Origin of the sequence: Caballeronia hypogeia, assembly GCF_001544875.2 — a bacterium.
Lineage (GTDB): Bacteria > Pseudomonadota > Gammaproteobacteria > Burkholderiales > Burkholderiaceae > Caballeronia > Caballeronia hypogeia.
This window is the reverse complement of record NZ_FCOA02000002.1, coordinates 355942-371976: the sequence shown is the minus strand read 5'-3', so window position 1 is coordinate 371976 and position 16035 is coordinate 355942. Positions and strand designations below refer to the sequence as shown.

Sequence of the window (16035 nt, the reverse complement as noted above, 5' to 3'; positions counted from 1 at the left end):
AACAACGCGAAAAACTGGTTGTTCGGGCGGCCGCAGGTCCTCGCTTTGCCGCCCGCTGAGCCTTATGCGGAAAGCTTTTCCATCTCGACGATGAGATCCGACTTGCCTTCGAAACCGATGCCCGGAAGGTCGGGCATGGTGATGTAACCGTTTTCCACCCTGACGCCATCGGGGAAGCCGCCGTATGGCTGGAACAGGTCCGGATACGATTCGTTGCCGCCAAGTCCGAGTCCGGCCGCGATATTGAGTGACATTTGATGGCCGCCGTGCGGGATGCAGCGTGCGGCCGACCAGCCGTGCTCGCGCAACATGTCGAGCGTGCGCAAATATTCGACGAGGCCATAGCTCAGCGCACAGTCGAATTGCAGCCAGTCACGGTCGGCGCGCATGCCACCGTAGCGGATAAGGTTGCGGGCATCCTGCATGGAGAACAGGTTCTCGCCGGTCGCCATCGGATTGCGATAGTAGTTGCGCAAGGTGGCCTGCAGTTCGAAGTCGAGCGGATCGCCCGGTTCCTCATACCAGAACAGATCGTATTGCGAGAGCGCCTTCGCGTATTGAATCGCGGTGTCGAGATCGAAGCGGCCGTTCGCATCGACGGCGAGCTTCTGGCCATCCTGCAGTACGCTCAGGATCGAGTCGATGCGACGCAGATCTTCGTCGAGCGATGCGCCGCCGATCTTCTTCTTCACGACCGTATAACCCCGATCGATATAGCCGCGCATTTCGTCCTTCAGCTTCTCGTGATCCTGGCCCGGATAGTAATAACCGCCCGCCGCATACACAAAAATCTTGCGATCCGGCTGGCCGTTGCCGTAGCGCTCGGCGAGCAGTTGAAACAGCGGCTTGCCTTCGATCTTCGCCACCGCGTCCCAGATCGCCATGTCCATCGTGCCGATCGCGACGGAACGCTCACCATGTCCGCCTGGCTTTTCGTTCGTGAACATGGTCGCCCAGATCTTGTGGGGATCGAGGTTGTCGCCTGCTTCGTTGATCAGCGAGGCCGGGTCTGCTTCCAGGATGCGCGGGATGAAGCGCTCGCGCATCAGCTTGCCCTGACCGTAACGACCATTCGAGTTGAAGCCGTATCCGACCACCGGCTTGCCGTTGCGGATCACGTCCGTGATGACGGCGACCAGACTCAGAGTCATCTTGCTGAAGTCGATATAGGCGTTACGGATCGGGGAGCTGATAGGAACGGTCTTTTCGCGGATTTCAACGATTCTCACGATACTTTCTCCAGAGTTCTGCGTGACGTCGGTTGCAATATGAGGCGAAGCTTAACCGTGAAATTCGCTGCTAAACTGCACTTTCATTCACTTCAATTTTCACCTCCAGTGAATACCGAAACTCAGACCGCGAGCGATTTCGAGTTTTTCATTCTGCTGGCGAAGCTTCGGAGCCTGTCCGGCGCCGCGCGTGCCCTCGATCTGTCGCCGCCGGCCGCGACGAAGCGCCTCGGCGTGATCGAACAGCGTCTGGGCGTTCGTCTCGTCAATCGAACCACCCGGAGCGTGAGTCTCACGCCCGAAGGTGAAACCTATCTGCGCTATGCCTCGCAGATCGTCGGTCAGGTTCGCGAGATGGAAGAAGCGATCTCGGGAGCGCGGCGTGATCCGCAGGGTCTTTTGCGCATCAACGCCACGCTCGGCTTCGGCCGCACGTCGATCGCGCCGCTCGTGTCGGAGTTTGCGAAGCGTTACCCGAGCGTCGAGGTGCAGTTCGAGGTGACGGACCGCCCTGTCGACCTGATCGAAGGCGCGTTCGATATGGCGATCCGCTTCGGTGAGTTGCCCGACAGCCGTCTTAGCGCGCGCCGCATCATGAGCAACCGGCGCTTTCTCTGCGCGTCGCCGAAATACCTCGAGAAGTACGGCACGCCCGAGCGTGTCGAAGACCTGGCGCAGCACCGCTGCATCATCCACCGCCAGAACGACGACGCGTATGGGGTATGGCGTTACATCGTCAACGACCACATCGAGGCGATCAAGGTAAAAGGCGCACTCTCCAGCAACGACGGCGACATCGTGCTTCGCTGGGCACTGGAAGGACATGGGATCCTGATTCGCTCGGAGTGGGATCTGGCGAAATACGTGCAGAGCGGAAGGCTTCATCTCGTGCTGCCGAACACGGTTCTTCCTTCCGCCGATCTGTTCGTTTACTACTCGCGACAGAAGAACCAGACGGCGCGCGCGAGGGCTTTCATCGACTTTTTGATCAGCAGGTTTCAGGCGCCGTTCACTCCGGTCGAAACCGGCGTCGAAACGCGTGAACGGAAGAAGCGAAGCCCTCGAAAATGAGCTGAAAGCAGGTTGCTATTTCACCAGGCTGACGAGCCGGCTCTCGACCGCGTTCGTCGGCGCTCCGGGCACGTGCGCGAGGATGCGCGTATCGACGCCCGTCGCGATGGCCGCCACGGTGAGCAGCACGAGCGCGCCCATCGCGCGACGCAGGTGCTCGCCGAGACCGAGCGAACGTTTGAGCGCATCCATTGCGCGCTTGCCGATGCTCGACGCCACCGCGAGCGCGCTCGCCGCGCCCGTTGCATACGCGACGAGCGCAGCGGCCGTGTGCCAGTTCGCACCATGCAAGGCCGCGCCGGTCAGGATCACGCCGAGGATCGGGCCCGCGCATGGCGCCCACAAGAGCCCCGTCGCCGCGCCGAGCAGCAGCGCCGAAAAGACGCGGCGCGTCGCGCCGTCCGTCCGCGATCGCGCGACCATGCGATCCGCGAGCGCGGACATCGGTTGCGTGAGCCGCGCGGCGATCGACGGAAACAGCAACGCCGCGCCGAACAGCGCGAGCATGCCGAGCGCGACGAAACGCCCGTACTGGCTCAGTTGCGCCGCGCCCGCAAGGCCTGCTGCGCCGATGCCGGTCACGATCGCGAAGGCGCCCCCGAGTCCGGCGAGCAGCGGCAGACGATCGGTGACGAAGGGCTTGTCCGAGCGCGCGAACACGAATGGCGCGACCGGGAGGATGCAGGGACTCAGCACGGTGAACACGCCGCCGAGGAATGCGATGACGATGAGTGACATGAGAAGGGTCTCCGGATGAACGTTGAACGGCACGTCAGGCGATGACGTATTTCAACGCGCGCATGTATCGCGGGAATTTCTCGAATGCCGTCGCGTGCAACGGCGTGTATCGGTGAAGACAGCGGATACACGGCGATACGAACGCCCCGCTTTGTATCGCCGTGTATCCGGGCTGTGCGCCGATACGGAACGATGCAGACGGACCGGCGCGGGACATGTGCGCGATACATCGGCGCGTTCAAATACGGTTTAACGTCTGGTCAAAAGGAGAACCCGTCATGTTCGAACGAATCAAGATCGCGGCCGTTACCGCCGCCATGGTGGCCGCGTCCGGCGCGGTCGTCGCGCTTGCCGCTTTTGCATCGACCGCGAATCCGTCCGTTGCGGCGTCGACGCAGCAAACCGGTGCGCAAGCGCCTGACTTCACCGGCATCGATAACTGGCTGAACAGCGCCCCGCTCGATCTCAAGCAATTGCGCGGCAAAGTGGTGCTGGTCGATTTCTGGACCTTCGATTGCATCAACTGCGCGCATACCCTGCCGCATGTGAAGGACTGGAATGCGCGCTATCGCGACAAGGGTCTCGTGGTCGTTGGCGTGCATACGCCCGAATACTCGTTCGAGCGCGATCTCGGCAATCTGAAGAAAGCCGTCAAGCAATACGGGATCGAATATCCGGTCGCGCAGGACAACCGGTACGCGACGTGGAACGCTTATCGCAATCAATACTGGCCGGCTTTTTATCTCATCGATCAGAACGGCAAGATCGTGTACAGCCAGTTTGGCGAGGGGCGCTATGCGCAGACGGAGGATGCGATTCGCGGATTACTGGGCTTGAACGCGAAGCAAGGCTGAGCATCGTGAATAAAAAAGGCGTGCCCTGCATCGGCACGCCTTTCGTTTCAGTCACATGCTGCGCGCGATCAACCGCGACCGACGGCAACGCCTTGCGCATCGTTGTCGCGCGTCGCGCCCTTCGCCGGACGCCCTGCCCAGTATCCGGCGAGCATCGATCCCGACAGGTTGTGCCACACCGAGAACAACGCGCCCGGCAATGCCGCGATCGGCGTGAAATAGAGCTTGCCGAGCGTCGCGGCGAGCCCCGAGTTCTGCATGCCGACTTCGATCGCGAGCGTGCGGCACACGGCTTCATCGAAGCCGAGCAGACGCCCGCCCCAATAGCCGCCCAACAGGCCGATGCCGTTGTGCAGCACGACGCCGATCGCCACGACCAGCCCGACCGACGCAATGCTCTTCTGCGTCCCGCCCACGACCGCGGCGATGATCAGGAGAATCGACACCATCGACACGAGCGGCAGCATCCATTCGATCTTGCGCACCAGCTTGCCGCAGAAATGATTGACGACGAGGCCGATCACGATCGGCAACGCGACGATCTGCACGATGCTCATCAGCATGCCATGCACATCGACGGCGATCGACGCATCGACATAAAGACGCGTGAGCAGCGGCGTCGCGAACACGCCGACGAGCGTCGACAGTGCGCTGATCGAGACAGACAGCGCCACGTCGCCGCGTGCGAGATAGATCATCACGTTCGACGCCGTGCCGCTAGCGACGCTGCCGACCAGCACCATGCCCGCCATCAGATCGGGCGGCATGCGCAGCGCCTTCGCGATAACCCACGCGGCCAGCGGCATGACGAGGTAATGCAGCACGATGCCCGCGATCACGGGCGCGGGCCGCGTGAACACGCGCCTGAAATCGTCGATGGAGAGCGTTACGCCCATCGACAACATGATGATGGTCAGAAGCGTCGTGACGTGGGGCGCGATGCCCGTCACGGACGACGGATAGCAATAGGCGGCAATGGAGACCAGCAAGGCCCAGAGCGGGAAAAGACGGGTGATGCGGGCAAGCATGAAAAGGCAATCCTCGAATGTCGTGGCGTGTCGTGTTCTGAGCGAACCGGCGCGCGCAAGTGGCTGGCGCGAATGAGACGAAAGCTTGCCTTCGTGGGGCGGACGCCCATGCGTGATACCGGAACGCGCGGGTCGCGCGCATTCCGGCCGAATGGCGGACGGGCGCCGCATTTTACCCGGCTCGGACGTTTAGTTCGGGATCTGCTTAATTCACACGGTATCGCAGACTCATTTCCCGCTAATTCTTCGACGGCATGATGCGTCCCACAGTCAACCGTCGATGCACACCCTTTCAGGAGATCGTCATGTCGCCAATCGCCATCATTCAAGGCACGCCAACGTGGGTGTGGATTCTCCTCGCTTATCTCGCGTATCGCGGCTTCAAGGCGACGCAGGGCGGCACGACGCCGCTTTCGAAACTGGCCATCGTGCCGCTGATCTTCGCGGGAATGGGCATCGCGCATCTGGTGTCGAGTCCGCTCGCGGGCTGGTCCGCCGTGGGCGCGTGGATGATCGGCGGGTTCGCGGGTATCGCGGGTGGCGTGTTCACCGCGAATCGCACGCGTTTTATCGTCGATCCGCTGGCGCGCTCGGTCATGTTGCCGGGCTCCTATGTGCCCTTGGCGCTGATCGCCGCGACTTTCATCGCGAAGTTCTGGCTCGGCTTCGAAATGGCGACAGTCGCGAACGAATCGGCGCTCGCCATGTACGTGATGCTCAATGCCGCCATCTCCGGCATCGTCGCGGGCATGTTCGCCGGGCGCTTCTTCACGTATTGCCGCACGATGCACGCGTGCCGCGCCCGACTCGCGTGACGCGCTGACGATGAATGCCGTCACGATTGTTACTCCCGTCGATCCGCATTCAGGTCCAGACTAGTCATGGCAATCAAACGAATCAGGAGGTCGCACAAGCCATGACTACATCTGACGATAAAACATCGCAGGGCGCTATGCGTACACCGCCCGTCGTATCGCAGGAAGAATGGGAAGCCGCGCGCCAGCAACTGCTGATAAAGGAAAAAGCTCACACGCGCGCCCGCGACGCGCTCGCGGCCGAGCGGCGCCGCATGCCATGGACTGCCGTGAAGACGGATTACGTGTTCGAGGGCCCGTCGGGCAAGACCGGCTTTCTCGATCTCTTCGACGGACGACGTCAGCTGATCGTCTATCGCGCGTTCTATGAGCCGGGCGTGTTCGGCTGGCCCGAGCATGCGTGCCGGGGCTGCTCGATGGTCGCCGATCAGGTCGCGCATCTCGCGCATCTGAACGCACGCGACACCACGCTCGTATTCGTATCGCGCGCGCCGCAGGCGGATATCGCGAGGCTCAAGGAACACATGGTCTGGAATGACATTCCGTGGTTCACCATAACCGATAACTTCGATAAAGACTTCGGCGTCGACGAATGGCACGGCACGAATGTATTCTTTCGCGATGGCGAGCGCGCGTTCCGCACCTACTTCATCAATAATCGCGGCGACGAACAAATGGGTAACACCTGGAATTACCTCGACATCACACCGCTCGGCCGACAGGAGCTATGGGAAGATTCGCCCGAAGGTTATCCGCAGACGCAGACGTACAAGTGGTGGAACTGGCACGACAGCTACGTGACGGATGCGCCGCCCGACAAGAAATGGGTCGAAGTGTCCGACGCCGGCGAAGCGGCGTTTCGCGCCGAAAGCGCCAGGCACAAATGCTGAAGGGTAAAAGATGCCGGCGTGCGTCGGCATCCGTTTCTCTGATTAGAAGAATCCGCTAAAGAATTTCGCGCGCGCGTCCGTAATCCGGGTTATCGCTGACGCGCACGCGTCGTTTCGGCCCCTCCCGCACCAGCCGGCAAACGTTGCCGCTTTCGCCTGGACGCCCTTTCGTCCAATCCTTTCCCGGAATCACTGCAATGAAGAAGTCGTTGGCCGCGCTCGCGGTCGCTATCGGCGTGCTTGTCGCGCCGCTTTCGCACGCTCGCGAAATCTATGGCCAACTAGGCACCGAGGGACTCGGCATCGGCTACGCGGAGCCGTTCGGCATTCGCGACAACGTGCGCGCCGAATTCAATGGTCTCAAGTTCTCGCATGGCTTCGACGCGGGCGGCCTGCACTACGATGGCACCGTCAACCTGTATCACGGCGGTTTCTACTTCGACTTCTTCCCGGCGCCCGGCACGGTCGGCTTTCGCATCACGGCCGGCGCGCTGATCGGCGGCGATCGTATCGATGCCACCGCCACCAGCCAGAACGGCACCTACACGATCAACGGCGTGCCCTACCCGACCTTCGGCCAGAACATTCACGCCAAGGCCACTTTCCCGACCGTACGGCCGTATCTCGGCATCGGCTTCGGCCACACGCCAACGGCGCAGAAGGGCTTTTCCGCCTTCTTCGATGCCGGTGTCGCCTATGGCCGTCCGCGCGTCGAACTGGACGTGCCGGCGGATATCGTCGCCGAGGCAGGACAGGAGAACATCGACGCCGAACAGAAGGACCTGCAGGACAAGGCCGACAAGCTGCGCTTCTATCCGATCGTGAAGGTCGGCGTGACCTATCGCTTCTGATCGTTTGCGTCGCACATTTGCAGGAGGCCAAGCAATTCGCCGACGATCACCTCGGGCGCATCTTCCTGCATCAGATGTCCTGAGCCGGGCACGCGCGTGAAGCGCGCGTCCGGAATCAGCGACGCCAGCTCGACGCCGCGTTCGAGCGGTATCCACGCGTCTTCCTCACCCCACAATATCGACACGGGACAACTCAGCTCGCCATAGCGCGACTGCACCTCGTCCGTGTAACGCTGATCCATCTGCGCGATCTGTCGATAGAACGCGCCCTGTCCCGGCTCGCCCGTCCACGGCTGCGTATAGACGCGCAGCGCCTCTTCCGTCAGGCGACGATGGGCCGCGCCTTGCAGATAAGCATCGAGCATCGCCTGATGCATGTAAGGCGGCACGCCCGCGAACGCTGCTTCGTGCTGGCGTACATGGCGCACGAACGGCGAACCCCACGGCGCCACGGCGACCGGATCGACGAGCATCAGCGATCGATAGACGCAGCCGTTCAGCAACGCAGCCCTGAGCGATGTCGCGCCGCCGAAGTCGTGCGCGAGCACGTCGGGCATGGCGCCGTGCCAGTCGCGGCTCCAGTGGGCCAGCAGCGCCGCGAGCAAGCGGTTCTGCACGCCGAGCGAGACATCCTGCCCGGCGCGCTTGTCGGACGCGCCATAGCCGAGCAGATCGAAATAATGCACGCGACGCGAACGTGCCGCGACCGGTGCGATACGCCGCCATACCTGCGACGAGAACGGCGTGCCATGCACCATGACGAGCGGCGCACCTTCACCGATCGCGCCATGGCGCACGGATTGTCCTTCGAATTCGAAAACCTGATCGAGCGGCAATACATCCTTCAGCGGCAGATTCGTTTCGCTCATTACCCGTCCCCGGAATGTCGATCCGAAAGGATAAGGCAGCTCGCCCGACTCCGCACTTGACCGCTTCGAACTCCGTCTTTATATTGCCGATTAGCTATATAACCAGACGGCCATCGACTCGCATGCTCGAAGAGGACCTCAATCAGGTGTTTGCGGCGCTTGCCGATCCTACGCGCCGCGCGATCGTCGCGCGTCTCGCGAGCGGCGAAGCCACCGTGAACGAGCTGGCCGAGCCGTTCGACATGACGCAGCCCTCGATCTCCAAGCACCTCAAGGTGCTGGAGCGCGCGGGTCTGATTTCGCGCACGCGCGCCGCGCAGACGCGCCCTTGCCGGCTCGAACCCGCAGCGCTCGGTGAAGTGGCGAGCTGGGTCGAGTCGTACCGGTCATTATGGGAAACCAGCTTCGACAGACTCGACGCTCTGGTGTCGAAGAAACCGAAGCCCCGGAAATCATCGACTGCGAAAGGAAGAAAACATGTCGCAAAGTAACGATACGGCCGCGAAAAGCGTGGCCTTCGAAATGAACCGCGTGTTCGACGCGCCGCTCGAACGCGTGTGGCAAGCATGGAGCGAAGCGGACCAGATCAACCGCTGGTGGGGCCCGGCGGGCTGTACGCTGGAGACGCATCGCTTCGAGTTCCGCCCCGGCGGCTTCTTTCATTACGCGATGAAGTTCGGCGGCGTGCCCGCGATGTGGGGCCGCTTCAACTATCGCGAGATCGTGGAGCGCGAGCGCATCGTGTGGCTCAATTCGTTCGCGAACGAGAATTGCGGCATTGCGCGCGCGCCTTTCAGCGAGGTCTGTCCGCTGGAGATCGAAAACGTCGTGACGTTCAGTGAAGCAGACGGAAAGACCGCCATCGCGCTGCGTGCGGCGCCGTTCGGCGCGAGCGCGGAAGAACAGCGCTATTTCGATGAACTGCGGCCATCGCTCGAACAGGGCTTCGGCGGCACGTTCGGGCAACTGGCCGACTTCCTGCGAGGCGCGTGAGCGGTGCGCGGCTCCGTGCAGGGCCGCGCACCCTGGCCTCAACGCAGATTGGTGCGGGCAAGTTCGACGATCTCGTCGCCGCGCCCGCTCAGAATGGCGCGCCGTTCAATGAATGCAAAAAACGCGGTCCGAACGTGCGAAAAGAAGTGTACGACGAAGCACGGCGGCTCGTCCTGAACCCTGCCGGAGCCGCACCGTTCGGCCAATGCGGCGTGCTTGCGCCTGGTTCTTCTGGCCGCAGTTGCCTGCATTTTGTCTACATTGCCTACGAATGGTTCTTTGCATACGAAACGCGAAAAGCGAAACGGGGTCGAGTCATCCGACCCGGCGCCGCTTCGCTGTCCGCCGCCGCGCCGCTGATCGCGGCGCGCGGCGTATTACTCGATCGTCAGGCGCTCGATCTTTCCCAGCAGCACTGGTATAGAACAGCACGCCGATCATCGCGACGATCGCGCAGAAGCCGAGCGCCCATTCAAACGAGCCGGTCTTTTGCACGATGAAGCCGATGGTGATCGGCGTGATGATGCCCGCGAGGTTGCTCGCGAAACTCGCGATGCTGCCCGTCATGCCGACGAGCTCACGCGGCGCGATCTCGGAGACGATCACCCACGTCGTCGACGACATGCTTTGCGCAAAGAATGCATTACACAGAATGCCGATCACGATCGAATTCGATGTCGTGAAATTCGCCAGCACGATGGTGCCAGTGAACAGCAGCCCAAGGATCATCGGCAACTTGCGGGCGGTCGAGACATTCACGCCGCGGCGGATCATCCAGTCCCCCCACCCGCCGCCGAACATCACGCCCCCCGCCGCCGACAGGTACGGCCCGACGGCCGCCGTGCCCGCGTGCAGCATGCTGATGCCGCGCGCCTGCATCAGATAGGTCGGGAACCACGTCAGAAAGAAATACAGCGTCGTCGTCGCGGCCAGCTTGCCGACGCATACGCCCCAGACCCTATAGGCGTGCGGCCGAACGCCTGAACATGACGCAGCCGCCGCTCACGCGGCAGTTTCAGGCGCTCGAACACGCGGTCGGCGCCGCGCTATTCGACCGCAGTGCACGCGCCATTCGTCTGACGCCCGCGGGCTCGGCGTTCGCGCGCTCGGCACGCCGCATCGTCGCGCAGACGAGCGATGCGGTGCTCGACGCGCGGCGCATCGCGGCCGGCGATACCGGCTCGCTCACCATTGCGTTCACGGCCGCATCGAATTATGTGTTTCTGCCGCGCTTCGTCGCTTTGTTGCGCAGGGAAATGCCGGAGGTGTCGCTGACCTTGCGTGAGATGAGTTCGCCGCAACAGCTCGCCGCGTTGCGCGACGAGCAGATCGACATGGGTCTGTCGCGCCCGCCGATCATCCAGCCGGGCGTCGCGTCGATGCGCGTGTATCGCGAGCCGTTATGCGCGATCGTGCCGCTCGATCATCGCCTGGCATCGCGCGACACGATCGTGCTGCATGACCTCGAAGGCGAGAGCTTCATTACGTATCCGCCCGTGGAGGGCGTGTATTTTCACGGGCTCGTCACCAGCGTGCTGCACGCGAAGGGCGTGACGGTGGCCAAGACGCAGCACGTTACGCAGACGCATTCGATACTCGCGCTCGTGGGTGCCGGTCTGGGTGTCGCGCTGGTGCCGCAATCGGCGCAGCGCGTGAGATTTCCCGATGTCGCGTTCAAGCCGCTCACGGGACTGGAAGATGTGACCGCCGATTTACTGCTCGCGTGGCGCACGCAGACGGACAATCCCGCATGCGCCACGGCGGTCAAGCATGTCACGCGGGCGCTCGAAGATCCCGCGTGGCTGTCATGAAGCTCAGGCGCCCTTGCGCGTGGCGTCCGGCAGATCGCGACCGTGATACTTCTTGTAGATCGTGTTGAGGTTGCCGTTCTTCATGTTCGTGTTGACCCAGTTGTTCACCCATTCCTTCAGGCGCGGCTGATCCTTGTTCATCGCGATGCCGAGATCGAAAGTCTTCTGCTCGAACTTCATCTCGATGTTGCGTTGCGGTGCGCGGTCCTGCATTTCCTTCAGGTTCGAAGGCGTGCTGGAGAAGACATCGACCTGACCTGTGACCATCGAGGTGATCAGCGTCGCGTCGTCTTCATAGCGCTGGATCTGCGCGCCCTTCGCCTGTTGCGTCGTGAGCGTGTCGTTCACCGTTGCGCGCGTGAGACCGATGGTCTTGCCGTCGAGGTCCGCGTAGTCCTTCACCTTCACACTCTTCACGCCGCCCACGATGATCGAAATCACCGCATACGGCTGCGAGAAATCGACCACTTTGGCACGCTCCGGCGTCACGGAGAGCGACGAGATCACGAGGTCGGCGCGCTTGGCCTGCAGCGTGGGAATGCGCGCGGCATTGGTGATCTGCACGAGTTCGAGCTTCACGCCGAGATCCTTCGCGAGCGCGGCGGCGGTATCGACATCGGAGCCCGCCGGCTTCAGGTTCTGGTCCGCATAGCTGAACAGCGGCGTGCCGATCGCGACCGCGACGCGCACCACGCCCGCCTTCTTGATGTCGTCGAGCTGATCGGCCATCGCGCTATGTGCCGCGCCTGCCATCATCAAGGTAGCGAGCGCCGCGCGTGCAAAGATTGTCCTGGCTTTCAAGTTATGTCTCCGTCGTTATGGATGTTGCATGAATTGATGTTGCGACCATCAAAGTCCGTTATCGAGAAATGCGCGCAGTTCCGGCGTGCGCGGCGCGTCGAGCATGCTGCCGTCGCCCACTTCCCACACCTTGCCCTGATGCATGTAGATGATGCGGTCCGCGACGCGCTTGGCGAACGCCATCTCGTGCGTGACGAGCAGCATCGTCATGCCGTCCGCCGCGAGGTCTTCCATCACGCGCAGCACTTCACCCGTGAGTTGCGGATCGAGCGCGGATGTCACTTCGTCGAACAGCATCACCTTGGGCGACATCGCGAGCGAGCGCGCAATCGCGACGCGCTGCTGCTGGCCGCCCGACAGTTGCTCGGGATACGCATCGGCCTTTTGCCCGAGTCCGACCTGCTCCAGCACGTTCGTCGCGATGCGCTTCGCTTCGTCGCTCGGCATCTTCTTCACATGACGCAGCGCGAGCATGATGTTCTCTTCCACCGTCAGATGCGGAAAGAGGTTATAGCTTTGAAACACGATGCCCACTTCACGCCGCAAGAGATGCAGATCCACCTTGGGATCGTCGACGCGAATGCCGCACACTTCGATCTGACCTTGATCGATCGTCTCCAGCCGGTCGATGCAGCGCAACGCCGTGCTCTTGCCCGAACCGCTCGCGCCGATGACCGCGATCATCTCGCCCTTGTTGACCTCGAAGGACACGCCCTTGAGCACATGATTCGAGCCGAAGCTCTTGTGAATATCGCCGACCTTAACGATTGCTGACATTGAGCTTGTTCTCCATCGATTGGCTCCAGCGCGAAAGCGGATAGCACAGGACGAAATAGAATGCGCCGACCAGTCCGAAGATGAGGAACGGCTGGAAGATCGAATTGTTGATGATCTGCCCCGCGCGCGTCAGCTCGACGAAACCAATCACCGAAGCGAGCGATGTCATCTTGATGAGCTGCACGAGAAAGCCGACCGTGGGCGGCAAGGCAAGACGCATCGCCTGCGGAATGATCACGAGCCGCAATGTCTGCCAGCGCGTGAGAGACAGACACTCCGAGGCTTCCCACTGTGGCTTGGGCATTGCTTCGATACAGCCGCGCCAGATATCGCCGAGATAGGCGCTCGAATAGACCATCAGCGCAAGGCCGGCCGCGAAGAGCGCAGGCACCTGATAGCCATACACGGACAGACCGAAGTACACGATGAACAGCAGGATCAGCAGTGGAATGCCTTGAATCGCCTCGATGTAGACGAGCGCCGCGCGTGCGAGCCAGGCGCGCGGCGAGATGCGCGCGAGCATCACGACGAAGCCGCCGATGCCGCCGAGCATGAACGCAAGCATGGACAACACCAGCGTCCAGCCGATCGATTGCACCAGGTAGGCAAGGTGCGCAGCCGTGAATCCGCCGCTCATGCCGCACCTCCGGGAATGACCGTATCGATGCGCTGCGAATCGGGCGGCGTCTTGCCCGCGCGTTTTGCCGCGAGACGGATCGCGCGACGCCGCTTGAAGAGATGCTCTCCCACCGCCCATGCAATGAGCTTGATGATCAGCGACAACGCGAGATACAACGCGGCGACCACGATGTAGGTTTCGAGCGAACGGAACGTATCGGACTGCACGGTGTTGGCGACCGCGGTCAGTTCTTCAGCCGAAATTTGCGAGGCGATCGCGGAGGCCTGCATCATCAGCAGGAACTGGCTCGTCAGCGCCGGATACACCTTTTCGATCGACGGCTGCAGCATCACATGCCAGCCGATGCGCCACTTCGACAGGCCGAGGCATTCGGCCGCTTCGATCTGCCCGCGTGGCACCGATTCCAGTCCCGCGCGAATGATTTCGGCCGCATAGGCGCCGATGTTGATCGTCATTGCAAGCGCGGCGGCCGCGAAGGTCGGCATGCGCAAGCCGATGCTCGCGAGCCCGAAATAAAGCAGGAAGATCTGCACGAGGAACGGCGTATTGCGCACGGCCTCGATATAGATGATGCAAAGGCGCGTGAGCACCGGCACCTTCGCGCGCTTGGCGAACGCGACCAGCATGCCCACGATCAGGCCGAAGAACACGGCCACACAGGTCATCTTGAGCGTCAGCCATGCGCCCAGCAGGAACGTCGGCCAGTACGGCAACAGCGGTGAGAAATCGAGAGAAAACATGGCGGCAAAGGTCCCTGTGATGTCGGGCGCTTACCCGATGCGGCCTGCGAGGATCACTCGAAGGCCGCGCTGGATGTATGACGACATACTACGAACGCCGTGATATTGCATGCTGAATGCGTTAAACCGGGTCGAACGGTCCTGTCGTCGTGAACGCGCCGCCTTGCAGCACGGCCACCGGGTCGGTGGGCGCGGGCGGCGGCGTCGCTTCGATCTTTTCGCGGAACTGCTCGGACGAGTCATGCGGGACGAAACCGAGATGCGCGGCGCAACGGTTGTCCCACCACGTGTGCGCGTTCGCCGACATGCCGAAGACGATGGTGTGACCCACGTCCTCCGTGAAGAGACTGCGGCGCAACAGGTCGTGAAAGTCGTCGTAGCTCATCCAGCTCGCCATCATGCGGCGATCCTTCGGCTCCGGGAAAACCGAGCCGATGCGGATGCTCACGGTCTCGATGCCGTATCGGTCGAAGTAGAGTTGCGCCATGTCTTCGCCGAACGACTTCGACAGTCCGTAGTAACCATCGGGACGGCGGCGCGCGGTGGCGTCGATCATTTCGTCCTGCCGATAGAAGCCTGTGACGTGATTCGAGCTCGCGAACACGATGCGCTTCACGCCTTGTCGGCGCGCCGCTTCATAAAGGTTGAACACGCCCTTGATGTTGGCTTCGAGAATCTCCTCGAACGGACGCTCGACCGAGACGCCGCCGAGATGAATGATCGCGTCGCAATTCCGGGCGAGCGCATCGACGGCCTGGCGATCGGCGAGATCGCAGGGAACGATTTCCTCATGAGGCGCCGCGTCGCTCGCCAATACGCCGGGCAAGTCGGAGATGCGCACGTGCCGCGCGAATCCGGCGACGCGATGCCGGATCGCCTGCCCGATTCCGCCCGCCGCACCCGTCAGCAGCAGGCGATCGAATTGCGCTGCGCCGCCTGCGGTCGGCGCGCCGTTTTGTTGTTCCATTCTCTTGTGTCTCCTGACGGCTAGGGATTACCCTGCACGCATCTTCTTGTACGTTGTCATATCACTACATCACGCATATCATCATTTACCGAATGATTTGTCAACGCGTGTTAAACCCACATCGACGAGAATGCCGTGACGCTATTACCCGATCATCAGGCCGACACGCCCATAGCCCCGCTTGCCGATGCATCGATCGCCCTGCCCGCCGCGCGCCGAAGTCTCACGGCGCAGCTCGTTGAGGCGCTGCGCATGCAGATCGAATCGAATGAACTGCGCGCCGGTCATCGCCTCGCGACCGAGGCGGAGATGGTGCAGCGTTTCGGCGTCAGCCGGACCGTAGTGCGTGAGGCGCTATCGCGACTGCAGGCGGCGGGGCTCGTGGAAACAAGGCATGGCATAGGCACGTTCGTGTGCGAAGCGGGAGCGTCGCCGCTCTTGCAACTCGATCCCGCGGATGTCGCCGGCTCCATCGATGCGCTGGCGATACTCGAGCTGCGCATCAGTCTCGAAACGGAAAGCGCGGGACTCGCGGCCATGCGCTGCGATGCGTCCCGTCTCGCGACGATGCGCGCGGCGCTGGCCGATTTCACGCAGAGCGTCGGCACATCGACGGACACGGTATCGCCCGATCTGCGTTTTCACATGGAGATCGCGCATGCAACCGGCAATCGTTATTTCGTCGAGATCATGGAGCATCTCGGCACGCGCATGATTCCGCGCACGCGGATCACCGCGACGCCGATTCCGCGCGATCAGAACGCGGAGTATCTGATGCGCGTGAATCGCGAGCATGAGCAGATCGCAGATGCCATCGAACGCGGCGATGCCGATTCGGCACGCACCGCGATGCGTCTGCATCTGATCAATAGCAGAGAGAGGTTGCGCAGAGCTCAGGGAAACGGTACGTGAGACGTGCCTGGCAAAGCGCGAGAACCTCATCGAAAGAAGTCCTCGCGCC

19 protein-coding genes and 1 pseudogene are annotated in these 16035 nt (G+C 62.1%); 9 read left to right on the top strand and 11 right to left on the bottom strand.

The genetic code is table 11. The features are described from left to right. Positions 1-62 precede the first annotated feature (62 nt). Positions 63-1229 (bottom strand): mandelate racemase/muconate lactonizing enzyme family protein, encoded by a 1167-nt coding sequence (locus AWB79_RS04965; protein WP_061166264.1) that lies wholly within the window; start codon positions 1227-1229, stop codon positions 63-65. A 108-nt stretch (positions 1230-1337) separates the two neighbouring features. Between AWB79_RS04965 and AWB79_RS04960 the strand changes: the two genes are divergently transcribed. After that, positions 1338-2300, top strand: coding sequence for a LysR family transcriptional regulator (locus tag AWB79_RS04960; RefSeq protein ID WP_061166263.1), 963 nt, complete (start codon positions 1338-1340; stop codon positions 2298-2300). A gap of 21 nt (positions 2301-2321) precedes the next feature. Here AWB79_RS04960 and AWB79_RS04955 read toward each other — a convergent pair. Further along, positions 2322-3038: pseudogene (locus tag AWB79_RS04955) on the bottom strand (cytochrome c biogenesis CcdA family protein); the annotation flags it as partial. A 278-nt stretch (positions 3039-3316) separates the two neighbouring features. On the opposite strand from AWB79_RS04955, the gene AWB79_RS04950 reads away from it, so the two are divergent. Beyond that, on the top strand, positions 3317-3892 hold the full coding sequence (locus tag AWB79_RS04950) for a thioredoxin family protein (RefSeq protein WP_061166262.1): 576 nt from the start codon (positions 3317-3319) through the stop codon (positions 3890-3892). Positions 3893-3960: 68 nt separating this feature from the next. On the opposite strand, the gene panS is transcribed toward AWB79_RS04950, so the two are convergent. Continuing rightward, positions 3961-4920 (bottom strand): ketopantoate/pantoate/pantothenate transporter PanS, encoded by a 960-nt coding sequence (panS, locus tag AWB79_RS04945; protein WP_061166261.1) that lies wholly within the window; start codon positions 4918-4920, stop codon positions 3961-3963. A gap of 305 nt (positions 4921-5225) precedes the next feature. Between panS and AWB79_RS04940 the strand changes: the two genes are divergently transcribed. The 3 genes from AWB79_RS04940 (at position 5226) to AWB79_RS04930 (ending at position 7476) form a co-directional block, all read left to right on the top strand. Next, positions 5226-5735: a DUF6622 family protein gene (locus tag AWB79_RS04940; protein WP_061166260.1), complete on the top strand. Its 510-nt coding sequence runs from the start codon at positions 5226-5228 to the stop codon at positions 5733-5735. Positions 5736-5836: 101 nt separating this feature from the next. Beyond that, positions 5837-6625, top strand: coding sequence for a DUF899 domain-containing protein (locus tag AWB79_RS04935; protein ID WP_061166259.1), 789 nt, complete (start codon positions 5837-5839; stop codon positions 6623-6625). Between the two features lie 197 nt (positions 6626-6822). Beyond that, positions 6823-7476 (top strand): hypothetical protein, encoded by a 654-nt coding sequence (locus tag AWB79_RS04930; RefSeq protein WP_061166258.1) that lies wholly within the window; start codon positions 6823-6825, stop codon positions 7474-7476. Here the strand turns inward: AWB79_RS04930 and AWB79_RS04925 are convergent. After that, the gene (locus AWB79_RS04925) at positions 7464-8345 is read right to left on the bottom strand and encodes an alpha/beta fold hydrolase (RefSeq protein ID WP_082862270.1); all 882 of its coding nucleotides are present in this window, start codon (positions 8343-8345) and stop codon (positions 7464-7466) included. The genes AWB79_RS04930 and AWB79_RS04925 overlap by 13 nt on opposite strands. Before the next feature lie 122 nt (positions 8346-8467). Between AWB79_RS04925 and AWB79_RS04920 the strand changes: the two genes are divergently transcribed. Together AWB79_RS04920 and AWB79_RS04915 are read left to right on the top strand one after the other, a co-directional pair. Continuing rightward, on the top strand, positions 8468-8836 hold the full coding sequence (locus AWB79_RS04920; protein ID WP_061166257.1) for an ArsR/SmtB family transcription factor: 369 nt from the start codon (positions 8468-8470) through the stop codon (positions 8834-8836). After that, positions 8823-9338, top strand: a complete 516-nt coding sequence (locus AWB79_RS04915) for an SRPBCC family protein (protein WP_061166256.1) — start codon at positions 8823-8825, stop codon at positions 9336-9338. The genes AWB79_RS04920 and AWB79_RS04915 overlap by 14 nt, the downstream gene beginning before the upstream one ends. 38 nt (positions 9339-9376) lie before the next feature. On the opposite strand, the gene AWB79_RS04910 is transcribed toward AWB79_RS04915, so the two are convergent. Both AWB79_RS04910 and AWB79_RS04905 read right to left on the bottom strand, forming a co-directional pair. After that, on the bottom strand, positions 9377-9589 hold the full coding sequence (locus tag AWB79_RS04910) for a hypothetical protein (RefSeq protein WP_061166255.1): 213 nt from the start codon (positions 9587-9589) through the stop codon (positions 9377-9379). A 64-nt stretch (positions 9590-9653) separates the two neighbouring features. After that, entirely contained in the window at positions 9654-10271 is a 618-nt protein-coding gene (locus AWB79_RS04905) for an MFS transporter (protein ID WP_082862269.1), read from the bottom strand. A gap of 11 nt (positions 10272-10282) precedes the next feature. Here AWB79_RS04905 and AWB79_RS04900 point away from each other — a divergent pair, with 11 nt between their 5' ends. Next, positions 10283-11149 (top strand): LysR family transcriptional regulator, encoded by an 867-nt coding sequence (locus tag AWB79_RS04900; protein ID WP_061166253.1) that lies wholly within the window; start codon positions 10283-10285, stop codon positions 11147-11149. A gap of 3 nt (positions 11150-11152) precedes the next feature. Here the strand turns inward: AWB79_RS04900 and AWB79_RS04895 are convergent, their stop codons facing one another. The 5 genes from AWB79_RS04895 to AWB79_RS04875 form a co-directional block, all read right to left on the bottom strand. Then, positions 11153-11950, bottom strand: coding sequence for a transporter substrate-binding domain-containing protein (locus tag AWB79_RS04895; RefSeq protein WP_061166252.1), 798 nt, complete (start codon positions 11948-11950; stop codon positions 11153-11155). A gap of 48 nt (positions 11951-11998) precedes the next feature. Next, entirely contained in the window at positions 11999-12727 is a 729-nt protein-coding gene (locus tag AWB79_RS04890; RefSeq protein WP_061166251.1) for an amino acid ABC transporter ATP-binding protein, read from the bottom strand. Beyond that, the gene (locus AWB79_RS04885) at positions 12711-13364 is read right to left on the bottom strand and encodes an amino acid ABC transporter permease (protein ID WP_061166250.1); all 654 of its coding nucleotides are present in this window, start codon (positions 13362-13364) and stop codon (positions 12711-12713) included. The genes AWB79_RS04890 and AWB79_RS04885 overlap by 17 nt, the downstream gene beginning before the upstream one ends. After that, positions 13361-14107 (bottom strand): amino acid ABC transporter permease, encoded by a 747-nt coding sequence (locus AWB79_RS04880; protein WP_061166249.1) that lies wholly within the window; start codon positions 14105-14107, stop codon positions 13361-13363. The genes AWB79_RS04885 and AWB79_RS04880 overlap by 4 nt, the downstream gene beginning before the upstream one ends. Before the next feature lie 121 nt (positions 14108-14228). Continuing rightward, a complete protein-coding gene (locus AWB79_RS04875; RefSeq protein ID WP_061166248.1) occupies positions 14229-15074 on the bottom strand; it encodes an NAD-dependent epimerase/dehydratase family protein in 846 nt (281 codons plus the stop codon). A 135-nt stretch (positions 15075-15209) separates the two neighbouring features. Between AWB79_RS04875 and AWB79_RS04870 the strand changes: the two genes are divergently transcribed. Continuing rightward, the gene (locus tag AWB79_RS04870; RefSeq protein WP_061166247.1) at positions 15210-15986 is read left to right on the top strand and encodes a FadR/GntR family transcriptional regulator; all 777 of its coding nucleotides are present in this window, start codon (positions 15210-15212) and stop codon (positions 15984-15986) included. The last annotated feature ends 49 nt before the right edge of the window (positions 15987-16035 follow it).

What these genes read in the sequence shown, in the direction of transcription:
- AWB79_RS04950 (WP_061166262.1), top strand. Translation starts at nt 3,317, where the DNA reads ATGTTCGAACGAATCAAGATCGCGGCCGTTACCGCCGCCATGGTGGCC.
- panS (WP_061166261.1), bottom strand. Translation starts at nt 4,920, where the DNA reads ATGCTTGCCCGCATCACCCGTCTTTTCCCGCTCTGGGCCTTGCTGGTC.
- AWB79_RS04940 (WP_061166260.1), top strand. Translation starts at nt 5,226, where the DNA reads ATGTCGCCAATCGCCATCATTCAAGGCACGCCAACGTGGGTGTGGATT.
- AWB79_RS04935 (WP_061166259.1), top strand. Translation starts at nt 5,837, where the DNA reads ATGACTACATCTGACGATAAAACATCGCAGGGCGCTATGCGTACACCG.
- AWB79_RS04930 (WP_061166258.1), top strand. Translation starts at nt 6,823, where the DNA reads ATGAAGAAGTCGTTGGCCGCGCTCGCGGTCGCTATCGGCGTGCTTGTC.
- AWB79_RS04925 (WP_082862270.1), bottom strand. Translation starts at nt 8,345, where the DNA reads ATGAGCGAAACGAATCTGCCGCTGAAGGATGTATTGCCGCTCGATCAG.
- AWB79_RS04920 (WP_061166257.1), top strand. Translation starts at nt 8,468, where the DNA reads ATGCTCGAAGAGGACCTCAATCAGGTGTTTGCGGCGCTTGCCGATCCT.
- AWB79_RS04915 (WP_061166256.1), top strand. Translation starts at nt 8,823, where the DNA reads ATGTCGCAAAGTAACGATACGGCCGCGAAAAGCGTGGCCTTCGAAATG.
- AWB79_RS04910 (WP_061166255.1), bottom strand. Translation starts at nt 9,589, where the DNA reads ATGCAGGCAACTGCGGCCAGAAGAACCAGGCGCAAGCACGCCGCATTG.
- AWB79_RS04890 (WP_061166251.1), bottom strand. Translation starts at nt 12,727, where the DNA reads ATGTCAGCAATCGTTAAGGTCGGCGATATTCACAAGAGCTTCGGCTCG.
- AWB79_RS04885 (WP_061166250.1), bottom strand. Translation starts at nt 13,364, where the DNA reads ATGAGCGGCGGATTCACGGCTGCGCACCTTGCCTACCTGGTGCAATCG.
- AWB79_RS04880 (WP_061166249.1), bottom strand. Translation starts at nt 14,107, where the DNA reads ATGTTTTCTCTCGATTTCTCACCGCTGTTGCCGTACTGGCCGACGTTC.
- AWB79_RS04875 (WP_061166248.1), bottom strand. Translation starts at nt 15,074, where the DNA reads ATGGAACAACAAAACGGCGCGCCGACCGCAGGCGGCGCAGCGCAATTC.